The sequence below is a fragment of the Paenibacillus sp. FSL R5-0701 genome (assembly GCF_037973995.1).
Taxonomy (GTDB): Bacteria; Bacillota; Bacilli; order Paenibacillales; family Paenibacillaceae; genus Paenibacillus.
In genome coordinates, this window is record NZ_CP150230.1 from 573,574 (window position 1) to 597,697 (window position 24,124).

Genomic DNA, 24,124 nt, shown 5'->3' on the forward strand with positions numbered 1-24,124 from the left:
TTCAACGCTGATATAATGTTTGTACATACGAATTAAACAACACTCCCTGAACTTAGGCATGATAGCCACAGTTCAGGGAGTGTTGTTTTTATTTATAGTCTATTCTTTATTACAAATCGTCAAATCCGTTATCGTCGCCAACTTTACCGTAGTTACGGGATTTAGCTTCGAAGAAGTCGGTTTTGGTTGCATTCAATGCTTCATCGGAGAATGGTTTGATCCAAGGCATGCAGTTTACATCCACACCTTCATATGCTTTTTCCATCCCCATCAGACGCAGACGTTTGTTGGCGATGTACTTGATGTAATCTTCCAACTCGTTCAGGTCAATACCGCGCACGTTGCTGAGTGTGTAATGTGCCCAGTTGGTTTCAAGTTCAACAGCACGATGGATTGTTTTGTATACATAGTCCATGTTCTCAGGTGTGTTCAGTTCAGGGAAGTCTACCAGCAACTGTTTGTACACTTCAGCGAAGAAGTAACAGTGTTGGTTTTCATCCCGCTGGATATACGAGATCATCTGGCTGGTTGCCATCATTTTCTGGTCACGGGCCAGATTGTAGAAGAAGGCAAACGTACTATAGAAGAAGATACCTTCGAGTACCAGATCGGCTACCATAGCCTGGAAGAACGTCTGTGGAGACGGCTCATCCCGGAATGTTTGGTAGATGTCTGCGATGAAACGGTTACGGTCAAGCAGAACTGGATCATGTTTCCAGTATTCAAAAATTTCCTTTTGCTCCCGATCAGATACGATCGAAGACAGGACGTAGGAATACGATTGGTTATGAACGACTTCCTGTTGTCCGATAATGGCCGAGATCGCTTCGAGTGAAGAATCGGTAAAGTAACGTTTTACGTCACCAACAAACATCGTCTGCATGGAATCAAGTACCGCGAGCAGAGAGATGTTGATTTTAAACGTACGTTGCTCTTCCTCGTCCAGTTGAGCAAACTGGGAAGCATCTTTGGACATTGGAATCTCGTCTGCGATCCAGTGATTGAGCAGCAATACTTTGTATAATTTGTACATATGAGGCATGCGAATGTCGTTCCAGTTCAGGATACCGGAGCATTCACCTTCAATAATACGTGTTGATTGGTTAGGGGCTTCGGTGTTGAAAATTTTCTGTACTTGCATTGTTCCGTTCACTCCTTGAAATTTCATAATGTTCTGCCGACAGAACTTTGGGGAATCATCTATATCAACATCTTGCGATGCTGTGATCGTGTTTTAGGCAAAAAAGAACCAGGGCAACGCCATTTTGCAATCAAAACAGGATGCCCTGGTAGTCACCTCGAATCTAGTATATCTTCTCTATCATGGATAAAGCGTAAATTGTGCAAAAATCAAGATTCTTCAATTGTTAATGCCCGGCTACGAACATAATAAGTTGATTTCATGCCGGCTCTCCAGGCGTGCAGATGCAATTCCAGGAATTCTGTTGCTTTAATATCTGGTCGAACGTAGAAGTTGAAACTTTGTCCCTGATCGACGTGGCGCTGACGGGCAGCCGCCATATTAATGGAAGCATGTTGATCCACCTGGAACGCCGTTTGGTAATAAGGACTTGTTTTTTCGGACAGATCCGGAGCTGGATTGGCAATTTTGTAAGTTGTTTTCTCTTCATAAGATAACAGCTCATAGAGCGGATCAATACTAGCCGTTGAACCAGCAATAATGGACGTGGAACCGTTAGGTGCAATGGCGAACAACCAGGCATTACGTACACCGTTTTGTCTTACTTCGGCTTGTAGTTCTTTCCACTGTTCGGTTGTCACGAATTCACCTACGCGCTCACCTGATGTGTACTCGCGTTGGTCGAAGTAATGACCACTTTCCCAATCGGAACCTTTGAATTTCGGATAATGTCCTTTTTCTTTGGACAGCTCCATACTGGATTTCACAAGCAGGTAGTTAATTTTTTCATACAGATTATCGTTATACGCTACAGCTTCGTCAGACTCCCAATGAATGCCTTCGAGAGCAAGCAGGTGGTGAAGTCCAAACGTTCCCAGACCGACTGCGCGATATTGGCTGTTGGTATATTGGGCTTGCAGCACTTCAATGTTGTTAATGTCGATAACGTTGTCCAGCATTCGCACCTGAATTGGAACGAGACGCTCCAATACATTATGAGGTATAGCACGTGCCAGATGGATGGAGTTCAGGTTGCAGACAACAAAGTCGCCAGGCACTTTGGAAATCACGATGCGAGTTTGTCCATCCTTGGTTACGAGTTCTTCCTTTTCAATTACAGTGGCAGACTGGTTCTGCATAATTTCGGTACACAGGTTGGAGGAGTATACCATACCGTGTGCACGGTTAGGATTCGAGCGGTTAACCGTATCCCGGTAGAACATGTATGGCGTACCTGTCTCCAGTTGGGATTTCAGTACTCGCTTCATGATGTCAATCGCCTGTACTGTAATCCGGGACAGCAGTGGGTGATTCACCGCTTCTTCGTATTTATCACGGAACGCACCTGCACCAAAGGACTCATCATAGAAATCTTCCAGTCCGAGTGCACGACCATTCTCGTCCTTCCAGCCCATCACTTTCTTTGTTTCGTGTGGACAGAACAAGCTCCATTCGCCGCGGCTGGATACCCGTTCCATGAACAAGTCAGGCAGACAGATGCCGTGGAATACGTCATGCGCACGCATACGCTCGTCACCGTTGTTCAGCTTCAGATCGAGGAAGGCCAGAATGTCTTTGTGGAAGACGTCCAGATATACAGCAATGGCACCTTTACGCGTACCGAGCTGGTCTACGCTGACCGCTGTATTGTTCAGTTGGCGAATCCAAGGGATTACACCGGAACTTGTATTTTGGTGACCACGGATATCCGAACCACGAGCTCTGACTTTGCCGAGGTAAACGCCGATGCCGCCACCCATTTTGCTCAGACGAGCTACATCCGTGTTGGAATCAAAGATACCTTCGAGTGAGTCGTCCACCGTATCAATGAAGCAGCTGGAAAGTTGACCGGCTACTTTTTTACCTGCATTGGACATCGTAGGAGTAGCTGCGGTCATGTACATGTTGCTCATTGCCCAGTATGCTTCCTTGACGAGATCCATACGTTTCTCGGCAGGCTCTTGGTGCATTAGGAACATGGCGATAACCATATAACGCTCTTGCGGCAATTCCATTACTTTTCCATCAAAATCGTGTGCGAGGTAACGTTCTGCCAGTGTGAGCAAGCCGATGTAATCGAAAAGCAGATCGTTGCGGTAGTCAATGCACTCAGCAAGTTCATCGATCTGTTCTTTGGTGTAACATTCCAGCAATTCTTCGCGGTAGATACCTTTTTTCACGAGATCTACAAGAAGAGGATGGAATGCGCCATAAGGCTCGTCCGGGTAAGACTTGTATCTGCGGTTGGTAGCCGCTTTTTTGTAAAGGGAAGTGAGCAGGGAGCGCGCCGCTGCAAATTTCCAATTAGGCTCCTCTTTAGTTACCAGTTCCAGTGCGCTCATGATAAAAGCGTTGCTGATTTCGTCTCCGGTAACTTCATCACGGCGGAGCTTGCTGTTTACCCCACGTACCAGACGTTCCTTGTCCAGCATTTCCAGTCCTTCCAGAGTACGGTCGGCATATACCGAGATGCGCATATCATCAAAGGCAAGCTGGCGGTTGTTCGGCTTGGTCACAACTTGTGGCATGAATATTCCTCGCTTTCGCATGTTTAAGAGATAAATTGGAGAAATTCTTTATATAAAGAATTGAGTGTTGTCTTACGGTGAGAAAAAGGTAAAGGTTGCTTTTGGCAGACTGAAACGGCGGTGACAAGTTCATGTCTTAAATCGCTCAACTTGAGGAGCACAAAACAGCACAATTCAGAACATACTCATATAAAAAGCATTCTCCTTGCCTCGCGGCTGAAAATGCCCATGGATGCTCTGGCTTCCTTACTGTCTTAGAAGTTCAGAATATCGACAGAAAAGGGTGCTTATGTAAGATTTTGTCTATTGCAGATGTGTCTGTAGTTTGAGGATACCGGATGCAGTCCAAACAGCCCCGTTAACCTCCATGTCAACTCTGTTTCGAGAAAGCGATTTACACCTACAGGGACGTGCCTTTGGAGGTGATTTCATCCTGTTTTTCGCGAGAATGCAGAAGGTGACTAATAGAAGCGGAGAAATCTAGTGTTACTACATTTTGTAGCTGTCAACATACTGTAACCCAACATATTGTGTTTGTAAAGTGGGCAGAACCAGTAAAACGTAATTCCGAGTATACCATTTAAGCCAGGAATCCGCAAAGGAAAAGGACTGGAAGATTTGAAGATTTATCAAAAAAAATTTTTGAACAATTTGAATGACGTCTTCACGTCAGTTTGAATTGTAACGCATTCAACTGGTAGAATAATAATAGTCAAAAATCGACTAAAATTAGCGGCAGCGGTTGTTCACGGGGCCCAGAGGAGGCGGAGCAAAATGGCAATAGCAGAAGTGACTGTAATTCCAATTGGAACGGGTACAACCAGTCTAAGCAGTTATGTGGCGGACATGCAAAAGGTATTGGAACATCAACGGGGCATTACATATCAGTTAACTTCCATGAGCACCATTATTGAGGGACCGCTTAACGAGATCTTTACAGCAATTGCGGCTCTGCATGAAGCGCCGTTTTTGTCAGGAGCTCAGCGTGTTTCCACATCCGTCAAAATTGACGACCGTCGTGATAAACCGGATGCCTCAAGTATACAGAAGTTACAATCGGTTCAGGATAAACTGACATCACATCAGGCGCATCCGAATTAATGGTTTAGTGTAAACATCCGTATATTCGGTTATTCAGTATGTTATAAGTCATTAATTAAAGCTTAGATTGTGTAGTTAACGTGAATTTCTGACATCTATAAACTGAAAGACAAAAAAGACCAGCTTATGGTATTATCCCCTTTAAGTAGACACTTGAAAAAAGCTATGCTGCCAGCGCGCATCGATATTCAATCGGTGCGCGCTGTTTGAGTTTGGCTTGAAAACGTCGGTAGTTGTAATGGTACATATAATCTTCCACGGCTTGTCGAATCTCTGCTTCTGAATTACACTGGTTAAGGTACAGCTTCTCTGTCTTGAGATGCGAAAAGAAGGATTCGATGCATGCGTTATCCAGGCAGGTTGCTTTGCGAGAGTGGCTACCCTTCACGCCGAATGCTTCTAATCGTGTGTTGTACGCCTGAGACGTGTATTGGAAGCCTTGATCCGAATGGAGCACGGCTTCCGAAACGTCTCTTTTTTGTGTCCATTGTTCCACCGTATCCAATACGAGCTGAACATCGTTCCGTTTAGATAATTGCCAAGCTACAATTTCGTTGTTGAACAAGTCTTGAATGACAGACAGATAAACGAATGTGTTTCCATCCGAAATATAAGTAATATCCGTCACCATTTTTTGCTGGGGGGCTGTGGCATGAAATTTGCGCTTCAGGCGATTCGGATAAATCACAGATGGCGTATAGCTGGACTTCTTCCGCTTCTTACGAATGACCGATTGGATCGATAGTTCCCGCATGATTCGCCATACTTTCTTGTGATTAACGTTCAGACCAGCCTCCCAGAGCGCCGTTGTCATGCGAGGATAACCAAACTCTCGGTTTGCAAAATGAATAGCCATCATGTGTTCTTTGATCTCACGATCACGGTCTTGTCTTGCGTCTCGCTGCGGCTGTGTTGCTCGCCATTTGTAATAACTGGAACGGGGTATTCCTGTAATCGATAATAGGCGTGTAATGCTATGCGAGCAGCGCAATTCGTCTATGATATCGTAGTTCTCCCGTTGGCTCAGCGCTTCTCCTTTACTAGATTTGGATACCGCTTTTTTAAATAATCCACCTGTGCTTGAAGGTAGTCACGTTCTTCTTCTACACTGCTAAAGGCAGTACGGGGACGTCCTTTCATTGGATTCGGAACATTGTTTTTTCGCTCATCGAACGATTCCCCGTTTTTCCACTTTTTCACCCACACCTTCAGTTGTGAACAGTTTCGAATTCCTTCGCGTTCAGCTACCACTTTATAACTTGAAGACCCTTCGACATAGGATCTAACCGCATTCAATTTAAATTCTTCGGTATACGTCTGAAATGTTTGTCCTTTTTTTGCCATAAAAATATCCCCTCCAAGTGTCACTTGAACCCTCATGATAACATGAAGGCTTTTTCAAGTGTCTACTTAAAGGGGATAATACCACTTAACGTTCATTAAGCTGGTCTTTTTGTATACTCATTTAACATTTTAATTAATCTGCAACTACCAATGAGGCTCCAATCAAAGTGGCGTTGGTGTAACCACCGCCAACATTTCCAAAAGAGAAGTTGGTAATTGGAGCACCGATAACAGTGGCATAATCACCATCAAGCAAATCTCCGGTCGTTGCAGGATATAACGCTATAATATCGTTTCCGTTCTCATCCATGACATGAACGACAGAGAAAGTTGCTCCGAGAGAGTTATCTTCCTCAACTGAAATGACTTCCCCGTTAACTTGTACGAAAGTATTGTAATAGTTGGCTACATTTTTATTCAGATGACGGGTCGTTACATTGGAGTCAACGAGCCCCTTTGCCTTTTTGCGGAGTTCTGCTGTACTGGCAGGGAACACATCGCTATGCTTGCCAAAGAAATTATATGAAGCCTGCTCCATGAAAGCTGTATCTTCCGTAATGTACGGAGTTAACTCATTAAAGAAATCGGCAACTGATGCTGTGGCAGATGAATTTCCAGTCGTTGCAGTTGGTGCTGTTTGCTCCAAAGGAACAGTAATGCTCAGGGAATCAAGGATATCTTTGATCTCATCCTGATTATAAGTATCCTTGGCGTAGGTTAACGTCATGGTATAGAGTTCTGTATTGGTCGGAATCAGATACTGCACAAGGACAACATCTGTACCCGAGGTGTGTTTATAGGCTCCTTCCAAGACACCAGCGCTATATTCTTTATAAGGCTTGTTCGTGTAGCTAGTTTTTGTATAATCGGAAATGCCGATGCTTGAACCGCTCTGTGTGTAATAATCAACTATATTATTGGCGTATTCTTCAGGATTGATTGAACCGGTTGAACTGGCCTCAATCGTCAGATTCATATTATCTGCAAATGTGGCAGATGAAGATTGGTTTGAAAAAGCAGCTTTAATGGATGGAGCATTCATTTGACTTGTATCTACGCTTTTCCAGGATTCAGGATAGGCAAAAGAAAATCCTTCTCCACGATATGTAGTGTATTTCGTTGCTTTTGCTTCTGTTGAGACAGTTTCAGTTGCCTTGGATGCTTCTGTCGTTTGGCTATCGGCTGTTGTGTTTGTTTCTGAATTACCACAGGCACTAAGCAATGTGGCTAATGCCAAAATCGTAATAAGTTTCTTCATTATGTCTAATTTCTCCTAATATGATTCCCATCGGTTGGGATTTTTTCTAAGGTCATCATCTCGTTTGGGATAATCCAGTTTAGGCGGTGGGCATAGAACCCCTTTCTACTATATTAGTAAAATAATAACATATATCAAGATTTCAGTATTCATAATTACTAAAAAGGTAATTTATCTGTATTTAACAAGTTAGAAGCAATAATAAACCGTATGGGTATCCATTTTGAACGATAGTACATACATTTGATGGATATAACCGTGAGATTTATTTATGACTTAAACGTATTCGAACATAACATTCCGACTTAAGGACTAACCCTTTATGTAGGTGCAATTAGCCAATAGTCGGTGAAAAAAACAGCCCATTTTCGACCTGAGCCCGGTCCCATGTGTGATTGGTGCATATAGTGAACTGTACCTCAAATCAAAGGAGGGGTTTACATGAGTGGAGTAGTAGGTGGATACGGCGGCGCATGGACATCGACTGGCGCGATCTTGGTTCTCTTTATCTTGTTGGTCATCATCTCTAAAGCATTCTTGATCTAATAAACGCTTGGACCCTAATATATTCGTAAAGGAGGGTTCTGTATGAGTGAAGTAGTCGGAGGCGCAGGATACGGCGGCTGGACATCGACTGGAGCAATCCTCGTTCTGTTCATTCTGCTCGTAATCATCACTAAATCTTTCTGGGTATAATATGGCGAGCTCTGCCGGGCAACCGGTGGGGTTTTTTTTTTAGAGGACAAGCATGGTGGAGAGCCAGGAAGATAAGATAGCTTGTGGTTGAACGGAAGAATTGGTGGAATTCAAGAAATGGAAGGATGGAGTATGCTTCGAAAATGGGGAAGGTACCTCATGGCTAAACGCCCATTTTGTCAAGATAAGGGCGATAGCCCGGTCCAGAGGTAGGCTGAATACATAGCTTAGGGGTGTAGGCAAATGTTAAGGAGGAATGAACAATGAGCGAAGTAAAACCGAATTCACCGAACGGACAGGGACACGTATACGGACATATGGGAGGTTATGAGCATATGCAAGGATACCAATACACAGGTCATGAAATGCATGGGTATGGATATGGTTGTGGAACAATGCCAATGGGATATGGCTATGGATACGGACACCATGCCAATCAGGCTCCAATGATGCACGGTTATCAACAGGGTTGTGGAGTATCCTATGGTCATGGCGGCGGAAGCTGGGGTTCCATGGGTACAATCCTTGTACTGTTCATCTTGCTGGTCATCATCTCCAAAACGATGTTTATCTAAGTATCTGTGAGTGCAAGAAGACTTTGCTGATCGTGGATCGTTACAGTAGGTGCTCCAAATAAACTCCGAGTTTGAATTCCATGTTGGGGCATAACGTACCTATGATTCAGAAAGGGACAGCGTAGGATTTCATCCTGCGGTGTCCCTTTTTTATTAGAATTAGGTGAAGGAGCGTTGGAATTACTTTCTTTAACGAACTCCACAGACGCTATTCCCTGAATTTTTGCCATTTCAAAAGTTCAACGAATCGTAGACGTCTTATTATCTGAATCTGAGCATGTTTGGAGCCTATATTCATGAAGTAACATGGATTAACGTGGCTGAGATTCGTTAGATTTCACATAGCACAGAAATCCTTAATATAAGGTGTGTAAGCTTCGTTAGCGTCTGGTGAGTGAAAGGAAGACTTTTCTCAAAGAAAGGAACGGTGTCCGACAGTATGTAGATGTTGCTAAATTGGATATGTAGACATGGATAAACACCCGGAACCCAATTCCGGGTGCTTTGTGTATGTTTTCAATCTTCTCAAGAATAAGTGATATCCAAAACAACAAAAGCCCTACCTCTCTTTTGTCCTTGCGGCTCCGATGACCGCGCCAGTGTGAATGGGAACATCTTGTGAAACTCTGTACTACCGGGTTATTGTGATTCAGGTTCTTCAATCTTCATAGGTTAATTGTGCTTAAAGTTCGCTGCGGTCGCAGCATGAAGAAAATATTCCGGGGTTTAAAGAAGACAGAAATCATATGAGGTTGTTTAATACAACTTTTATAGTATACCACAGGTTGTAATTTTCTGCAATAAAAAGGAAAGCGCGACCAGAGCAACATGTATTCGGACTGTTATGTTAGAAAGTGAAAGGTTAGTTTGAAAAGATACAGGAAAATTTCCAAACTATTTCTTCATAGGGGTAATCCTCTTCAAAAGATTCTGCGTAGGTTATAATAAGAGGGAAGAAACAGAAAGGGGCCCTCGCATGACTGAATCGATGGAGGACAGCAGGTTAATGCGGCAGATCGCGGAACGTGATGCCTCCGCGCTGGAGCTTTTATATGACCGTTATGAGCGAGCGGTGTACTCTTTTGCCTACCGGATCGTTGGTGATCCCATGACGGCAGAAGAGACCGTTCAGGAACTTTTTATGCGGGTCTGGAATAATGCCGAACGTTACGATGCCTCACAGGGGAAGCTGACCACATGGATGTTTGCGATCACGCGTAACATTGCAGTGGACATGCTGAGGCGGAAATCAAAAGGTGCAGCGGCTACTTCAGTTGAACACGAGATACTGGCGGCCTATGCCGATGAGCATACAAATACGGAAGAAGAAGTGCAGCGTAAATGGGAAGGCACCCGAATTAAAGAGGCGTTGTCCCAATTGAACGGTGATCAGCAACAAGTTATAGAATCGATTTATTATGCGGGATTAACCCAGCAGGAAGTATCCAGCCGATTCGGGATTCCGCTGGGTACAGTAAAGAGCCGTGTCAGGCTTGCCATGCGACAGCTCCAAAAGTTGCTGGCCGATGCTGAATTGCATCCGGACGCGGGAAGGGAGGGCATACATCCATGATGGAACGACATGAGGAGTGGTCTGATCTGGCACCGATGTATGTGCTGGGCGGACTGGAAGCAGAGGAAGTGGCGGCGTTTGAAGCGCATATGGCAACCTGCGAACCTTGCCGCCAGGAGGTAAGGGAATTGCAGGAAGTGACTGGCTTCCTGCCACTTGCGGCGGAACCTGTAGCACCGCCGCCAGGCATGCGAGCACGTGTGCTGGGCAACGTGCTCGGACATGTGCAGGAGAGCGCCGAGGCGAAGCCAGCAGCTGCTCCTGCAGAGCCTGAAGCACCCGTGGTGCTTCAGGAGGATCTTGCGCCGCAGCACAAACGTGCGGCCCGGGTGGAAGAGGCTGCCGAGGCACAGCCATGGCAGCCACAAGCGCGCGCGCGTGCGCGCAGCAGCCGCGCCTGGCGCGTGGCCAGTGCCGGCCTTGCGGCCGCGGCACTGGTGCTCGGCGTGTACACGGCGCAGCTGCAGAGCCAGATCGACTCGCTGACGCAGCAAGCGGCGGGCTCGTCGGCTACGCAAGAGCAACTGGTGCAGGCACAGGAACAGAATGCACAGCTGCAAGAGCAGCTGGCATCAGCACTGAAGCCCGCACAGGGCATGCAGACTGGCGAGGCAGTGAAGCTGAATCCTGCAACGCAGGACATTGTAGCTCAGGGTCTCGCAACCATCGTTATTGACAGCAAAGGCACTCACCTGGTTGTGCAGGCTGAGAACCTGCCGAACCTGGAAGGCAACGAGGCTTTTCAGGTCTGGTTGATCAAAGGAGATACCCCTCAGAATGCGGGTACTTTCCTTAGTCGTGACGGAACGGGAGCAGTATACTACACATTGGATTCGGTCAACGACTATGACACGGTTGCCATCACGCTTGAACCGGATGCAATGGGAGATGAGCCGCGCGGTACAATGATTCTGGCTGCCAAGATTAAAGGATAAATATAGGATATATTACCAAAGGCTGCTCCCTCGTGGAGCAGCCTTCTTGTGTTTCCCAGTTCTGGTGCCCACCCATTGGATTTTATTAATTTTTTTAGTCGGAGTAACCGATAAACAAATAGAAGGCAATACCCTTAATCTCCCTGTGTCTCAAGGGAGAACTGGTTGCACATAGAGAGTGAGGGGTTCAGTTGGAAGCATACCGTTCATTTATCTTTCGCCTGATACGCAATTATCTGATCGGTTCACTGGCAGCTGTTTTTGTTGTCGGTACAGTAGTTATGGTATCTACTCTGCAGATACCCAATATTCAATTTGTTCGACTCATCTTCATTGTACTGATCTCACTCTTGTTCATGCTGGTTGCAGAATTAATTACCCTGTGGGTGCAGCTTGGCCCTATAAGACAATTTTTCACTTCCGAGCATCATGAGAGAGACGAATTGAACCACATGTATGAGAAAATTCATCGTTTCCCGGGACAGACCATATATCGGATCATGGGTCCGCACATGCTTGGTTTTTCACTTCCGGCAGCCGGATTAACAATATGGATGATATCCACAGGGTGGCTTGAATTCCCTTACTTGTATATTGTCGTGGCCGCTGCGTGTGCCTTTCTGATTGCCGTCATGCATGCGCTGATTGAGTATTACCTAACGGTGCGGGCGATTAGACCCCTGTTGCTTGAGATTCGTCATCGAGGCAAAGTCCAATACGGGATGGAACCTTCACTGGGAGGGCGTATTCTCGTATCGATCCAGCGTAAATTTCAGCTAAGTACGGCACTGATTGGCTTATTTCCTTTATTTCTATTTTTCCTGGCTACATATATCCGACTTCAGTATATGGACAGTGAATTTGCGAAAGAGTACATACTGTGGGGAATTCTCATCGTTGTTCTGGGCGCGGGGTTTGCGCTGGTGGGAAGCTGGCTGTTGATTCGTGATGTTCGTGATCCAGTTGCTGAACTGACACATGAGATGAACCGAATTCAGGGGGGAGATCTTGGCAGACGAGCTCCGGATCTATATGCGGATGAGTTTTCGGCACTGATCTCCGGCTTTAATATGATGATTAACCGGCTGGAGATGAGACAGGAACGCAATCGACAGTTATTGCAAAGTTATTTTTCTACGTTGGCTGCTGCTTTAGACGCCCGAGATAAGTACACGGCAGGGCATTCCATGCGTGTGGCAGAGTATTCGCTGATGATTGGCAAGCTTAGCGGAATGAATGAGGAACAGGCGGATTTATTGTACAAATCAGCCCTGCTTCATGATATCGGGAAAATCGGCATTCCTGATGAGGTACTGCTGAAAGATGGAAAACTAAGCGATGAGGAATTCGCGATTATTCGCACACATCCCGTGCAGGGAGAGAGTATTTTGTTGCAAATAGAGCCTATTGATGCCATGGCCGACTTTTTGCCAGGTGTACGATCTCACCATGAGAGATATGATGGCAAAGGATACCCGGATGGGATGGCTGGTGACGATATTCCCCTTTTTGGCCGCATCATTGCGGTAGCGGATGCCTTTGATGCCATGACGTCTGATCGACCATATCGGAATGGGATGAGTCACGAGAAAGCGCTAACGATTTTGGAAGAAGGAAAAGGGACCCAATGGGACCCCTATTTTGCAGGTTTGTTTATTGATGAATGGAGACGACAACAGCATCTTCAGAAACCATCGAAGTGAGGGATCAGCTGATTCCCTCGGTCCACTTCGATTCTTTTCTGCGTCTCCGGTGAAGAGCGAGGCCTGTTATGATGGTGAGAACACATTCGCCGAGTATGACTGCACCCAAGGCGTCATAGATCACGTGTTGTTTAATCATTAGCGTGGATACTATAATGGTTGCTGCCCCGGCGGCTACCAAAATCTTGATGGGTTTGCGGATGCTTGGAACCGAGAGAACGGCACGCATAACCAGATAAGAGTGAAGAGAATGAATACTTGGAAAACAATTATAAGGACGATCCTGGCTGTAGAGCCATCCGAGAACAGATGCTCCCAAGCCAGTACCCGTCAGTTCCGGGCGCGGTACCATGGTCTGAAAGTTGAAGTAGATCAGATAACAGATCCAGACACAGATATTCATGGATAACAAGACGCGGTAGTACGTCAGTCGATCCTTGGCACACAGGTAGGCGAGCACACCGAATACAAACGGGTACCAGCCCAAATATGGAATGGACATGCCAGGCACGTAGGGAATGATCCGGTCGAGCGGCGAATCAAGCACTACGAACCCGCGTTCTGGACTATTAAGAATATCATAGAACAGCCCCATGACGGCCAAAGACAGCATTAAACTCAATGACAGCCAATAGGATTTGCTTTTTAACAATTGCACAACATCTTTCTCCTTTCATTCATGTTCCAGAGGAACATGACCCCAGCAATAACTATATAAGTTGCACTATACATTCATTTACACGAGAACGCAGAGGCAGAAATACCAGAAGGTTGTTCTGTCATCGGAGTGGCAAGTGTAATTATTCTTTAGTTCAATCTATATAGTAGTTTAAATTTAAACAACAATATATTCTACTACGACCAGCGCACAAATTGAATCCTGATTTGTGTATTTTTGTGTATTTTTTTGACGAAGAAGGAATGCGGAAGTTTCAATGGGCATGATATGATAGAGACACATACGGATGAAGGCACTTTGGCCAGTAAAGTCGGTACAACAGGAGTGAGTGAATGCAATTTTCAAAAATGTTCGTATTGAATATGGGGATGCTTATTACCATTGCATATCTTGCCAGTGTGTTCTATAAATATGTCGTAATACGTACCTCTTCCCGAGTGAAACAGATCAGTTCCGTGCTTGTCCTTATATTTGCAGGTTGGATCAGTACGGTGTTTGGGTTTCAACTCACCGATGAAGTGGTCTTTGATCTTCGATATGTTCCTTTAATTGTTGCCGTTCTAACGTATAGACAACCCTATAGCGTAATCATCGTGGGTATTGGAATCGGGTTGTCGAGGCTGACTTTTGGCATCACGGATGCTACATTGGCGGCAGTACTTAACATGTCTATTTTGGGCGTGATGTGTGCAGGTCTGAATATATGGATGAGACGCAGCAACTACAGGCTGATTATTAAAGGAATCCTTGTTACAGTTATCGTCAATGTGGTCAATAGTGTAAACATTGCTATCGTTGGTGTGATCCCGGCTACATACTTCTTTTCACATATTATGCCTTATACACTCCCTACAGGCATTGTGTTAAGTCTTGTTTTTGCATTTATTTTACGTGATTTTCAGAATGAACAGAATCGTATTTTGCTGATCCAGAGTACAAACCGGCTATTGTCTGTGCAAAAGGAAGAGTTACAGAAAGCCCAGATTGTACTGGAGGATCGAGCGAAACAATTGATGATTGCCTCACAGTACAAATCCGAATTTCTCGCCAATATGTCCCATGAACTGCGTACACCACTGAACAGTGTCATTAACTTTGCCCAGATGATCAGCGAGAATGCCGACATGGATCAGGAGGATATTGTACGTTTTGCCAATATGATCGACCACTCCGGGCAGGAACTTCTTACGCTCATTAACGATATTCTGGATCTTTCCAAAGTAGAAGCGGGGCGGCTGGATATTGTACTGGAGGATATCAGTGTTGCACAACTTACAGAAGATGCCATGAGCCACTTTCAGCTTGTTGCCGAGAAAAAAGGTATTCAGTTGCAAATGGATAAGAAACCGGGACTGCCCGATACGCTCTGGTCTGATCCCCAGCGGGTTCAACAGATTTTGCGGAATCTGATGTCCAATGCCATCAAGTTCACTCACCGGGGGAAGGTCACGCTGACCGTAAGCACCAAGCAGATTAAGAATGCAGGTATTCAGAATCGATGGCTCATTTTCTCCGTTCAGGACACAGGTATTGGTATTTCTGAGGACAAGCATCATTCCATATTTGAAGCATTTCAGCAGGCTGACGGGTCGATTAGTCGGAAATTTGGCGGTACCGGACTAGGCCTGTCGATCAGTCGGGATTTAGCGAGATTACTGGGGGGATCGATTGAACTTGAGAGCACTGAAGGTAAAGGAAGCACCTTCTATCTCTATCTCCCGTTGGACCGTGAAAAAATGAGTTGACAACCTTCGCGCCGTGAGTAGAATTTGGGATGACAACTAGCATCGACCGGCTTTTGAGACCCGGTCTAAGGAGTGTATCCCCATACAGAATACGGTCAACGTTACCCCTCCCCCGTCAGCAAGCAAACCACGGCGCAAGGGTTCGACACAACGCACGAATTTATCGATTGCAACATGGGAGGGTGTACCAGCTATTATTTTACAGACCTTGCTGGGAGGCCCGTTTTTAACCGGATTTCTGCTGTACCTTGGGGCCGGGTCGAGACATATCGGCTTTGTGCTCGCGATTACCACGTTTGTGAACATTGCCCAGATCGGAGCAGCTTACTGGATGCAGCGTATTCGCAGCCGAAAACGCATGCTGCTGTTATTTGTGGGCACACATCGTATCTTGTGGAGTGCAACGGGACTGATTCCGTTTATATTCCCCAAAGAGTGGTGGGTAAGTGTATATATTGGCGTGTATACGGTTGCTTTTATATCAAATACCATCGGCGGTATGATCTGGACTTCACTAATTGGCGATATCGTACCTGCTAAGGTGAGAGGGCGTTATTTTGGAATTCGAAATACGATTCTGAATGCTCTTGGAAGCGTATGCTTATTCGCAGGCGGTATTGTTTTGGACCGTTACCCTGGAGAAATGGGCTTTCTGATCCTGTTTATTCCGGTGTGGATCTGTGCCATTGCCAATACAGTCATCTATTTCTTTTATCCGGACGTGCCCTTTGAACGTTCTACCGAAAAGGTTTTCTGGCGCATGTTTATCAAGCCGTTCCAGGATCGTTCTTTCCTGAAAGCAACGCTGTTCCTGGCTGTCTGGTTATTGATCCAGACCTTGATTGTTCCGCTCTATTCCTATGTGATGCTTGATCTGCTGAATATCAATTATCAGACGGTATCCCTGATCACGGTAGTCCAGACGCTGGTTATGATGGCCGGGTTCTATGTCTGGGGCAATCTGAATGCCAGATTCAGCAACAAAACCCTCCTATTTTGGACATTGCCAGTCATTGCACTCTCCTGTTTGTCGTGGGGGTTAATGTCGTTCATGCCCGTATTGATCGCACTATTTCTATCTCATATTTTCCTTGGGATCGGTGTAGGTGGATTCAATCAGCTGGCATTTAACTTTACGATTGGAGACACACCCAAAAGTGAAAGACCGATGTTTGTCGCGGTGTATTCGGCTCTGACCGGAGTCACTTCGTTTCTTGGGCCGTTGTTGGGTGGCTGGTTGTATGAAAAGATGGAAACCTGGTCTGATGCGCTCGCCTGGATCTCAGCCTATGGATTTCAGGTGGGGGTTGGTGTCGTGATGCTGATTCTGACATTTACCCTTGGACGTCGTGTACTGTTAAAATAGAAACGATATAATTTCAACTCATGAATATTTACACTGGCACTTCGATGACAGAACAACCTTCCGATCGCTGTTATCCCCAGATTTTTTTGATTCCTTTTAGAAAAGGGAAAATCCGGGGATAAAGGCGAACGCTTCGCTTCTTCAGGTTATTTCTGTCCTCTCCGTTATCGTGTAAATGATTAGGTTGATCATATATATCTGGTATGACTTCAAAAAAAGATGGCGAAGTGGAGGGATGCATTTGAATCGTCTCGAACGGAAAGCCATGGTGATTGGAGCCACGGGGCTTGTAGGCGAATTACTGGTTCATCATCTGCTGGAACACTCGGCATACAGCATGGTTCGCGTTCTGGTTAGACGTCCGCTTGAGCTGCAACATCCCAAACTGGAACAGCATGTGGTGGACTGGGAACAGCTGGAGAGCCAAGACCACTTATTCGATGGAATCGATGACCTGTACTGTTGTTTGGGGACAACGATCAAAAAAGCAGGCAGTCAGGACAGTTTCCGTCAGGTGGATTATCATTACCCGGTTCGTGCAGCTACGATTGCGAAGCGACATGGTGTATCACAGATGCTGGTGATCTCCTCCATGGGAGCGAGTGCAGGTTCCAGAGTCTTTTACAGTCGGACCAAAGGGGAAATGGAGGATGCGTTATCCGATATCGGTTTACCGTCATTGCATATCTTCCGCCCTTCCTTAATTCTGGGAGATCGAAACGAGAAGCGGTTCGGTGAGCAGATGGCTGCCCATGCCATGAAGTTTCTGGATCGCTGGATGAAAGGCAGAGCGGACAAATACCGGGCGGTCCACGCCGCAACCATTGCACAGGCCATGACAAATATTGCACTGGTGCAAGCCAAGGGAAACCATGTGTATGCGAATGAAGTCATTCATGTCCTTGGCGCGGACGGAGGTTAAGAAACCTTTGAACGAGCTGTTTGCTTCATCTGTAAAGGCAGGAGCGTTTCTCGCTTGAGGTAGATCGTGGTATAATAGGCAACAAAAATGAGTTCGAACCCTGACTCCATGCGGCAGCAGGATAACGAACACAAAGGAGAACTCGTCCCATGAAAAAACCAATCTCTACCGATCAGGCGCCAGGCGCCATTGGTCCATACAGTCAAGCCGTTGATGCAGGCGATTTCATCTACACTTCCGGACAGCTTGGTCTGAATCCTCAAACGGGAGAATTCGGCGCAGATGTACAGGAGCAGACACGTCTGTCTTTGAGCAATGTGAAGGCTATTCTTGAAGCAGCAGGTACAAGTATGGATAAAATCGTGAAAACGACGGTGTTCCTGAAAGACATGAACGACTTCGTTCCTGTGAATGAAGTGTATAGCACGTTCTTTGAACAGCCGTACCCTGCACGCAGTGCAGTGGAAGTTGCTCGTTTGCCAAAAGATGCACTGGTGGAGATTGAAGTTATTGCCCTGAAATAGGACAACCTTATTCGTTCTTTTTATACATAAACAGCCGATTTCAGGTCGAAGACCAGAATCGGCTGTTTGCGTTACGTTTTTACGTTACATTTAAGCGTTATATATGATGGAAGTCGCTCAATCACGATCCTGATTACGGGCGAAGAACAACCATACCGCATAGATCGCTAGTACGATCGCAATGATGATTGCCGTATAATATACGGAAGTGACATCCTTTTGTTTAAGTGCAATGGCGATATACGCCCATGTGAATACAAGTGGGTATATGCTATCGCGATAACGGAAGCTAACGAGTACAGCCAGCACCATACCCACAATCAGCATGATGATCGTCCAGGTCGGTTCGCTGAGACCAAAACCATCCCAGCCAATTTTATATAACAGAACAGCTGCATTGACAATTGTTGCCACGCTAACCCATCCAAGATAGATGCTGAATGGCAGCTTCACAAGCCAGATCTCAGCAGTGGTTGGCACGGTAATAGTACGTGTTTTTACATACAGCATGATCAAGGACAATAGAAGCAGTACAATAATCAGTAAAGCGAGACCAGTTTGCAAGTTTTGAAAAGCAAAAATCCATGCTACGTTGAAGGCACAACTTGCCAGGAACCAGTACCCGAGACGGGTAATCGAGTCCCTTTTCCAGGAAGCGGGCACGAACTGATAGATCACAAACCCTGCCAACAGCAAGTAGATCAAACCCCATATAGCGAATGCATAGCCAGAAGGTGTGAGCAGCACAGGATACATATCCGATACTTCTTTATTGGTCTTGCCCCCGATTGGAAGAGCGTTGGAGAGGTAATTCACGATAATTACTGCGATAAAACCAATGGCGTTTAACCACTTGTACGGATTGTTACGTGACATTGTGTTTCCTCCTTGGTTTAACGAATGAATGAACCACGGGTCAGTCTACAATGAATATACCCAGTTCTTGCACATTCTAATAACAGCCGCAAAAAATTCACAAGTGGGATCTTTCAGATCCTTGTGCTCTGCCACTACGTTGGAACGGTACTCTGTCCCAATGTACGCGAAACGAAGCGGAAATATGTCCATGCCCACGATGTCCCACCAGAAGAGGAGGAAGATAATGCTCACAAGAGAAACGATGGAGCGACAGCAAACCGGGTTCTATGTAGTTGCATTGTTTTTAGGAGCAGCGATAGGGCTGAGTAATCCGGTATGGGGGAATGTTTTACACTACACCGTGTCCCCAGTTCTTGCCGTTCTGTTATACAGCATGTTTGTACAGATTCCCTTTTTACAGTTAAAAGAGTCCTGGTCGAATCTTCGATTTATGGGGGCGCTACTGGTGGCTAATTTTATCGTAGTACCTGTAGTTGTATGGTTGCTCACACTTGTCTTTCCGCAATCACCAGGCGTTCTGATCGGAGTCTATCTGGTACTGTTAACGCCCTGTATTGATTACGTCATTGTGTTCACACAACTCGGCAGGGGCAATGAGAAGCTGATGCTCGCCGCAACACCACTTTTATTCGTTATACAAATGATCCTGTTGCCGTTTTATTTATGGCTATTGATGGGTACTGAGGTGGCGCAGATCATGCAGGTAGGGCCGTTTGTAGAGGCTTTTCTGTTCCTGATCGTTATTCCACTGCTGCTCGCTGTTGTTACACAAGTTTTCTCCAGAGGTAAGGTGAGCGGGGAGCGGGTCATGAATGGGACGGCATGGCTCCCGGTTCCGATGATGGCACTTGCGCTGATCGTGGTTGTCGCTTCCCAGATTGGCAAAGTCTACAATGATATGGCGATTATCGTGAACGTGATTCCGATCTACGTTTCTTTTCTGATCATTATGCCTTGGATATCTCGGATCATTGCTAAGGGGTTTCGATTGAATCCAGCCGCCGGGCGGGCGTTGATTTTCAGTTCAGCCACACGGAATTCGCTGGTTGTTCTGCCGCTAGCGCTGGCACTCCCACCAGAATGGGCAACCATTGCAGCGGCTGTTATTGTTACACAGACTCTGGTGGAGCTTGCAGGGGAGCTAATCTACATTCGACTTGTACCTGCGGTGATTTTGCGGGATCGGTGAGCGTACTAGGGTGTATCTATGTTATGATCTAACATGATTAATAAAACCATTTTTGGTAAATAAAAGGGGAAGGTGAGAATCCCTATTTATCGAAAGATTATGTTCTACCTGGATATTGTCCTATTACTGTTCAGCCTCATCTATTTCCCCGTAGTAGCTCATAAGACAGGAAATAATATGGCTTATGGATTTATGGGTGTAATTTTAATAGGTACAATCTCTCGGATCGTATCCTATCTTAGAAAAGAAAGAGCCAACAAGTCGTCATGATATAGGCTATTTTCTGTAAAAGTAAAATCAAAAAGAGTACTTCCGATGGGCCATGCCGGGAGTACTCTTTTTAATTCGGATCAGGTACTCGTTACGTACCAGCCTCCAATAATGTTTTACGATATTCCGCTGGCGTGATGCCCTCCATCTTTTTAAACACTTTGCTGAAATACTTTTCATCCTGAAATCCAACCATCTCCGAGATTTTGGCGACACGCAGGGAAGGATTTTGCAGTAAAAGCTTGGCGTTGTTGATCCGCAGTTTGCCCAGATATTCCGACCAGTTCAGACCAAATTGCTGTTTGAATTTGCGGGAGATATACTCCCGGCTCAGATAGAAACGCGCGGCAATCTGCTGCAAGGACAGGTCCTCCTGATAATGGGCGTCCATATAACGTGCAATCTCACTCATGGGATCAGGATTGGCGTGGTGATGAGCGGTGAGCGCCTTACCGGCCGCAAGCAGTCGTTGTTCCAACAATGAACGAAGCAGGGGGAAGGATAACAGTCCTTCAGCGTCCAAAGGTAACTCGGCAAAGGGAATAGACTGTTCCTCCGTCACTTCTTCCTCTTGGAATGACGAACCTGCCGTATCATCAAGCCAGCGGCTCAGCATCCATTCCAGCTCGTCGATCCATTGCTGGATCTGCTCAGCACTGACAACCTCAAGATCAGTAATCGGGTCAAGCCACTCGGCGGCCGCAGCAGATACACTGGAAGCCCGGCAGCTCATGGCTGCCATACGCAGGGGTTCTTCATGGGCGGTTAAACGCCTGATTTTATTCCCATTTGATGATTCCATTGAGGCATGGATTCGCTGTTTAATTTGCACAGCATTACGTCGCCACAGCCTTGAACTTGCTTCCAGATAGGCCGCTGAGATTCCGCCAGGATAAGACTCACAGGTGGAGATGCCAAAATGAAGCCGGCGCTGAATCGTCTGTTCCAATCCATGATTGACCTTGTCCAGAATATGTTCCAATGAAGTGGATGGACCCCAATGCAGCAGAACAATCTCGTCCGGTTGATCCAACTGACGAAACATTACGCCTTCGTCTGGTGTGGATAACATCTCGGCACCGATATTGAGCACGGAGAACACAAGCAGGTCCGGTTGACTGCGGTATTTTGCCAGACAATCTGCATCCAGGTGGGACAGGCTGGTGACAGCGACACTACAGACAGGGATTAGACAGGGGAGATTTAACTCATCCTGCAATCGCTGCATGTGTGAAGGGCTGCTGCCTCTTCCGACGACAAGTTCGGTGAGCAGTCGATCCTGGTAGTGGGGGCGCATTCGATTAACGACAATGGATTGCCTGGTGGATTGTATCCGAATGGCGTCCTCCTCTTCCCAAGCTGTAACGGCCTTTAATAGAGATGCATTCAGCTCATCTGCTTCCACAGGTTTCAGGAGGTAGTCCATACCACCATGTCTGATGGCATGCCTCACGAGTTCAAAATCATCATATCCACTAATGACCAGTACCTTGCTGTGTGGGGTATGAGCCGATATCCATTCAAGCAATGCCATACCGTCCTTTCCCGGCATACGCATGTCACTGAGTATGATTTGAGGTTGATGTGCCGTGATGGCGGCGATGGCTTCATCCCCGTCTGCTGCTTCAAGTAAAGTATCAATGCCAAACTCTTCCCAATGACCAAGCAACCTTATGGCGTCGCGGACATGTTTTTCATCATCTACAAGCAGTGCCTTCATGTTGTTCACTCTCCCGCGTATAGTTTAACCGTGATCTTCACACCATTGGGTTCCTGATTGTTGATCTCAAGCCTGGCTGAATGACCGGGGTGTGAGTTCAATTGAAGTCGGCGTATTACATTTCGTAGACCGATGGATTCAGACTCGTTGGATTCTTGTGTGGATAACCCGGTTGTTGTATGACTTTGATGCAGCCATCCGCGGATCTCCAGTAATTTATCTTCTGGTATGGAGGGGCCGTTATTATTCAGTTCTATTTCAATCCAATGATCATTGATCCGGCGGCTGGATAGGGATATGTGACCTTTGCCAGGCTGAATATCTGCTCCATGTTTGAAATAGTTCTCAATTAAAGGTTGTAACGTCATTCTTGGCATTTCGACAGACAGGGTATCTTCGGCAAAATCCAAATCCACCTCAAGGCGGTCACCAAACCGCTCCTGCTGCAGTTCCAGATATAACCGGGCATGCTCCGCCTCTTCGCGTAAAGTCACGCAGGTCTGATCCCGCATGCTGTAGCGCAGCATTTTGGACAGGCTAGAGAGTAGTGTATACGCCCGTTGTCCTTGCTGTTGAAGGGCAAGTGTACCTATGGATTGCAGTGTGTTATATAGAAAATGCGGATGAATCTGCGCTTGCAACGCTTTAAGCTGATTTGTTTTATTGGCGATTTCGAGTCGATATTCCCGCAAAATAAGATTATTTACCGTATCCATCATATCTCGGAAATGACGAGCGAGCACCCCGAATTCATCTCGGCTGGATAGATGGATATCCACATGCAGACGCCCGGCTTGAATCTGGTTCATATATCGCATAAGTTGCTTGAGCGGACCGGTGATTCGGATGGAGATGAATAAGGTTGCGACAATGACCAATACAAGTGCTGCAATGGCAATCATTGCGTTATTCCACGTAAGTGTGGTGGCTCTGGCATATAACGTCTCATTCGGAATCTGTTTGACGATGGTCCAGTCAGCGTACGTGCTGCCAAGTTGCTGGTATACATACATGGAACGATCCTGTTCAAAATGCCCTGCGACATTCTGGGCTGTACCTTCGCCAGATCGTGCGATATTCAGTTCACTAGCCGTTTCCTCTCGTAGTGCATCCGTATGATTGACCTCGGAACGCCCCTGGTAAATGATCTGATTCTGACCATCCACAACATAGATCTGTTCCTTAGCCGGATCATACAGCCTGCCACAGATTGCTGCAATGGTATTCATATTCAGATCAATGGCGAGTACACCCAGACGCTCAGTGGACGGAATATCCTTGATCACCCGATGCAGGGTAATGACCGTTCTTTCAGGATCATCGGGGGAAGCAGCCTTGAATCCGTACGTGTGACTCATATGTGCCGATTCCACCCAGATATCCGGGCTGTCACCACTTGTTTTTCCATGAAGCGAGCCGGAATAGGCCTGTTTGCGTTCCTCCCGCTTCGGAAAGGGATTGGTAATTAAGGTGGATTGATTGGCGGCAAAAGAGTGCAAATACAGCTGGAATACATCCGGCACAGCCGCGCGGATCGTCTGCAAAGTGGTGTACACCTCGGCAACCGCACGATAATCACCAGGAATCTTTGCCAAGTTACGCAGAAAGTTCGGGTCGTTATACACAGCGAGCGACGCTCGGGCCACGTTATCCACATAGTTATTGAGATTGGTGGACGCTTGGTAGATCAGACGTTTGTTCTCTTCAACAGCTTGTTCACGCAGGGCTGTCTTGGTCTGGATAAACGTCATGCTGATCGATGCGAGCAGCGGAAGGGTGGTAGCAATGAGCATAAAGGCAATTAATTTGGTGCGTATACTGTAGTATTTGGACATCGGAACACCCCTTCTGGTTGCAGGTTAAGAGAGGACAATATTTTACCCCCAACTGTTCACAAGGGTCGGTGTTTCCCTCGGCGATAATGGGGTTTAATAGAAAAAGAGACCAATTTCATCCATCTATAGAAGGGGAGAACG

At 46.2% G+C, this 24,124-nt stretch carries 19 protein-coding genes and 1 pseudogene; 12 read left to right on the forward strand and 8 right to left on the reverse strand.

The annotated features are described in order from the left end of the window. Window positions 1-109: 109 nt before the first annotated feature. Window positions 110-1,141 (reverse strand): ribonucleotide-diphosphate reductase subunit beta, encoded by a 1,032-nt coding sequence (locus MKZ13_RS02730; protein ID WP_091018583.1) that lies wholly within the window; start codon window positions 1,139-1,141, stop codon window positions 110-112. Between the two features lie 209 nt (window positions 1,142-1,350). After that, window positions 1,351-3,669, reverse strand: a complete 2,319-nt coding sequence (locus tag MKZ13_RS02735; RefSeq protein ID WP_339181582.1) for a ribonucleoside-diphosphate reductase subunit alpha — start codon at window positions 3,667-3,669, stop codon at window positions 1,351-1,353. Between the two features lie 774 nt (window positions 3,670-4,443). On the opposite strand from MKZ13_RS02735, the gene MKZ13_RS02740 reads away from it, so the two are divergent. Further along, complete coding sequence (locus tag MKZ13_RS02740; protein WP_339181585.1) at window positions 4,444-4,770, forward strand: MTH1187 family thiamine-binding protein; 327 nt, start codon at window positions 4,444-4,446, stop codon at window positions 4,768-4,770. A 163-nt stretch (window positions 4,771-4,933) separates the two neighbouring features. Here MKZ13_RS02740 and MKZ13_RS02745 read toward each other — a convergent pair. Beyond that, window positions 4,934-6,114: pseudogene (locus tag MKZ13_RS02745) on the reverse strand (IS3 family transposase). A 133-nt stretch (window positions 6,115-6,247) separates the two neighbouring features. Beyond that, window positions 6,248-7,372, reverse strand: coding sequence for a PsbP-related protein (locus MKZ13_RS02750; RefSeq protein ID WP_339181588.1), 1,125 nt, complete (start codon window positions 7,370-7,372; stop codon window positions 6,248-6,250). Between the two features lie 441 nt (window positions 7,373-7,813). Between MKZ13_RS02750 and MKZ13_RS02755 the strand changes: the two genes are divergently transcribed. The 6 genes from MKZ13_RS02755 to MKZ13_RS02780 all read left to right on the forward strand — a co-directional run bounded on the left by MKZ13_RS02755 (window position 7,814) and on the right by MKZ13_RS02780 (window position 12,854). Beyond that, entirely contained in the window at window positions 7,814-7,918 is a 105-nt protein-coding gene (locus MKZ13_RS02755; RefSeq protein ID WP_017690880.1) for a hypothetical protein, read from the forward strand. Between the two features lie 42 nt (window positions 7,919-7,960). Further along, window positions 7,961-8,068 (forward strand): YjcZ family sporulation protein, encoded by a 108-nt coding sequence (locus tag MKZ13_RS02760; RefSeq protein ID WP_221825910.1) that lies wholly within the window; start codon window positions 7,961-7,963, stop codon window positions 8,066-8,068. A 263-nt stretch (window positions 8,069-8,331) separates the two neighbouring features. Beyond that, the gene (locus MKZ13_RS02765; RefSeq protein WP_017690878.1) at window positions 8,332-8,643 is read left to right on the forward strand and encodes a hypothetical protein; all 312 of its coding nucleotides are present in this window, start codon (window positions 8,332-8,334) and stop codon (window positions 8,641-8,643) included. Window positions 8,644-9,619: 976 nt separating this feature from the next. Then, window positions 9,620-10,216 carry a sigma-70 family RNA polymerase sigma factor gene (locus MKZ13_RS02770; RefSeq protein ID WP_339181592.1) on the forward strand — a complete coding sequence of 199 codons (597 nt, stop codon included), beginning with the start codon at window positions 9,620-9,622 and terminating at the stop codon, window positions 10,214-10,216. After that, window positions 10,216-11,151 (forward strand): anti-sigma factor, encoded by a 936-nt coding sequence (locus tag MKZ13_RS02775; protein ID WP_339181595.1) that lies wholly within the window; start codon window positions 10,216-10,218, stop codon window positions 11,149-11,151. Before MKZ13_RS02770 ends, MKZ13_RS02775 begins: the two co-directional genes overlap by 1 nt. Before the next feature lie 191 nt (window positions 11,152-11,342). Beyond that, a complete protein-coding gene (locus MKZ13_RS02780; protein WP_221825929.1) occupies window positions 11,343-12,854 on the forward strand; it encodes an HD domain-containing phosphohydrolase in 1,512 nt (503 codons plus the stop codon). A gap of 4 nt (window positions 12,855-12,858) precedes the next feature. On the opposite strand, the gene MKZ13_RS02785 is transcribed toward MKZ13_RS02780, so the two are convergent. Then, window positions 12,859-13,512, reverse strand: coding sequence for a phosphatase PAP2 family protein (locus MKZ13_RS02785; protein ID WP_036607365.1), 654 nt, complete (start codon window positions 13,510-13,512; stop codon window positions 12,859-12,861). Window positions 13,513-13,865: 353 nt separating this feature from the next. Here MKZ13_RS02785 and MKZ13_RS02790 point away from each other — a divergent pair, with 353 nt between their 5' ends. The 4 genes from MKZ13_RS02790 (at window position 13,866) to MKZ13_RS02805 (ending at window position 18,090) form a co-directional block, all read left to right on the forward strand. Then, on the forward strand, window positions 13,866-15,278 hold the full coding sequence (locus MKZ13_RS02790; RefSeq protein WP_221825945.1) for an ATP-binding protein: 1,413 nt from the start codon (window positions 13,866-13,868) through the stop codon (window positions 15,276-15,278). Between the two features lie 208 nt (window positions 15,279-15,486). Then, window positions 15,487-16,644, forward strand: coding sequence for an MFS transporter (locus MKZ13_RS02795; RefSeq protein ID WP_197997917.1), 1,158 nt, complete (start codon window positions 15,487-15,489; stop codon window positions 16,642-16,644). A gap of 235 nt (window positions 16,645-16,879) precedes the next feature. After that, complete coding sequence (locus MKZ13_RS02800; protein ID WP_221825715.1) at window positions 16,880-17,566, forward strand: oxidoreductase; 687 nt, start codon at window positions 16,880-16,882, stop codon at window positions 17,564-17,566. Window positions 17,567-17,715: 149 nt separating this feature from the next. Beyond that, window positions 17,716-18,090, forward strand: a complete 375-nt coding sequence (locus MKZ13_RS02805; RefSeq protein ID WP_017690870.1) for a RidA family protein — start codon at window positions 17,716-17,718, stop codon at window positions 18,088-18,090. Window positions 18,091-18,207: 117 nt separating this feature from the next. On the opposite strand, the gene MKZ13_RS02810 is transcribed toward MKZ13_RS02805, so the two are convergent. Beyond that, window positions 18,208-18,966, reverse strand: coding sequence for a tryptophan-rich sensory protein (locus MKZ13_RS02810; protein ID WP_221825712.1), 759 nt, complete (start codon window positions 18,964-18,966; stop codon window positions 18,208-18,210). Between the two features lie 223 nt (window positions 18,967-19,189). Here MKZ13_RS02810 and MKZ13_RS02815 point away from each other — a divergent pair, with 223 nt between their 5' ends. Next, entirely contained in the window at window positions 19,190-20,158 is a 969-nt protein-coding gene (locus tag MKZ13_RS02815; RefSeq protein ID WP_339185306.1) for an arsenic resistance protein, read from the forward strand. 361 nt (window positions 20,159-20,519) lie between these two features. On the opposite strand, the gene MKZ13_RS02820 is transcribed toward MKZ13_RS02815, so the two are convergent. Together MKZ13_RS02820 and MKZ13_RS02825 are read right to left on the reverse strand one after the other, a co-directional pair. Continuing rightward, window positions 20,520-22,148 carry a response regulator gene (locus MKZ13_RS02820; protein ID WP_339181602.1) on the reverse strand — a complete coding sequence of 543 codons (1,629 nt, stop codon included), beginning with the start codon at window positions 22,146-22,148 and terminating at the stop codon, window positions 20,520-20,522. Between the two features lie 5 nt (window positions 22,149-22,153). Further along, entirely contained in the window at window positions 22,154-23,983 is a 1,830-nt protein-coding gene (locus MKZ13_RS02825; protein ID WP_339181604.1) for a sensor histidine kinase, read from the reverse strand. Window positions 23,984-24,124 lie beyond the last annotated feature (141 nt).

What these genes read in the sequence shown, in the direction of transcription:
- MKZ13_RS02730 (WP_091018583.1), bottom strand. Translation starts at nt 1,141, where the DNA reads ATGCAAGTACAGAAAATTTTCAACACCGAAGCCCCTAACCAATCAACA.
- MKZ13_RS02735 (WP_339181582.1), bottom strand. Translation starts at nt 3,669, where the DNA reads ATGCCACAAGTTGTGACCAAGCCGAACAACCGCCAGCTTGCCTTTGAT.
- MKZ13_RS02740 (WP_339181585.1), top strand. Translation starts at nt 4,444, where the DNA reads ATGGCAATAGCAGAAGTGACTGTAATTCCAATTGGAACGGGTACAACC.
- MKZ13_RS02750 (WP_339181588.1), bottom strand. Translation starts at nt 7,372, where the DNA reads ATGAAGAAACTTATTACGATTTTGGCATTAGCCACATTGCTTAGTGCC.
- MKZ13_RS02755 (WP_017690880.1), top strand. Translation starts at nt 7,814, where the DNA reads ATGAGTGGAGTAGTAGGTGGATACGGCGGCGCATGGACATCGACTGGC.
- MKZ13_RS02760 (WP_221825910.1), top strand. Translation starts at nt 7,961, where the DNA reads ATGAGTGAAGTAGTCGGAGGCGCAGGATACGGCGGCTGGACATCGACT.
- MKZ13_RS02765 (WP_017690878.1), top strand. Translation starts at nt 8,332, where the DNA reads ATGAGCGAAGTAAAACCGAATTCACCGAACGGACAGGGACACGTATAC.
- MKZ13_RS02770 (WP_339181592.1), top strand. Translation starts at nt 9,620, where the DNA reads ATGACTGAATCGATGGAGGACAGCAGGTTAATGCGGCAGATCGCGGAA.
- MKZ13_RS02775 (WP_339181595.1), top strand. Translation starts at nt 10,216, where the DNA reads ATGGAACGACATGAGGAGTGGTCTGATCTGGCACCGATGTATGTGCTG.
- MKZ13_RS02790 (WP_221825945.1), top strand. Translation starts at nt 13,866, where the DNA reads ATGCAATTTTCAAAAATGTTCGTATTGAATATGGGGATGCTTATTACC.
- MKZ13_RS02800 (WP_221825715.1), top strand. Translation starts at nt 16,880, where the DNA reads ATGCATTTGAATCGTCTCGAACGGAAAGCCATGGTGATTGGAGCCACG.
- MKZ13_RS02805 (WP_017690870.1), top strand. Translation starts at nt 17,716, where the DNA reads ATGAAAAAACCAATCTCTACCGATCAGGCGCCAGGCGCCATTGGTCCA.
- MKZ13_RS02810 (WP_221825712.1), bottom strand. Translation starts at nt 18,966, where the DNA reads ATGTCACGTAACAATCCGTACAAGTGGTTAAACGCCATTGGTTTTATC.
- MKZ13_RS02820 (WP_339181602.1), bottom strand. Translation starts at nt 22,148, where the DNA reads ATGAAGGCACTGCTTGTAGATGATGAAAAACATGTCCGCGACGCCATA.
- MKZ13_RS02825 (WP_339181604.1), bottom strand. Translation starts at nt 23,983, where the DNA reads ATGTCCAAATACTACAGTATACGCACCAAATTAATTGCCTTTATGCTC.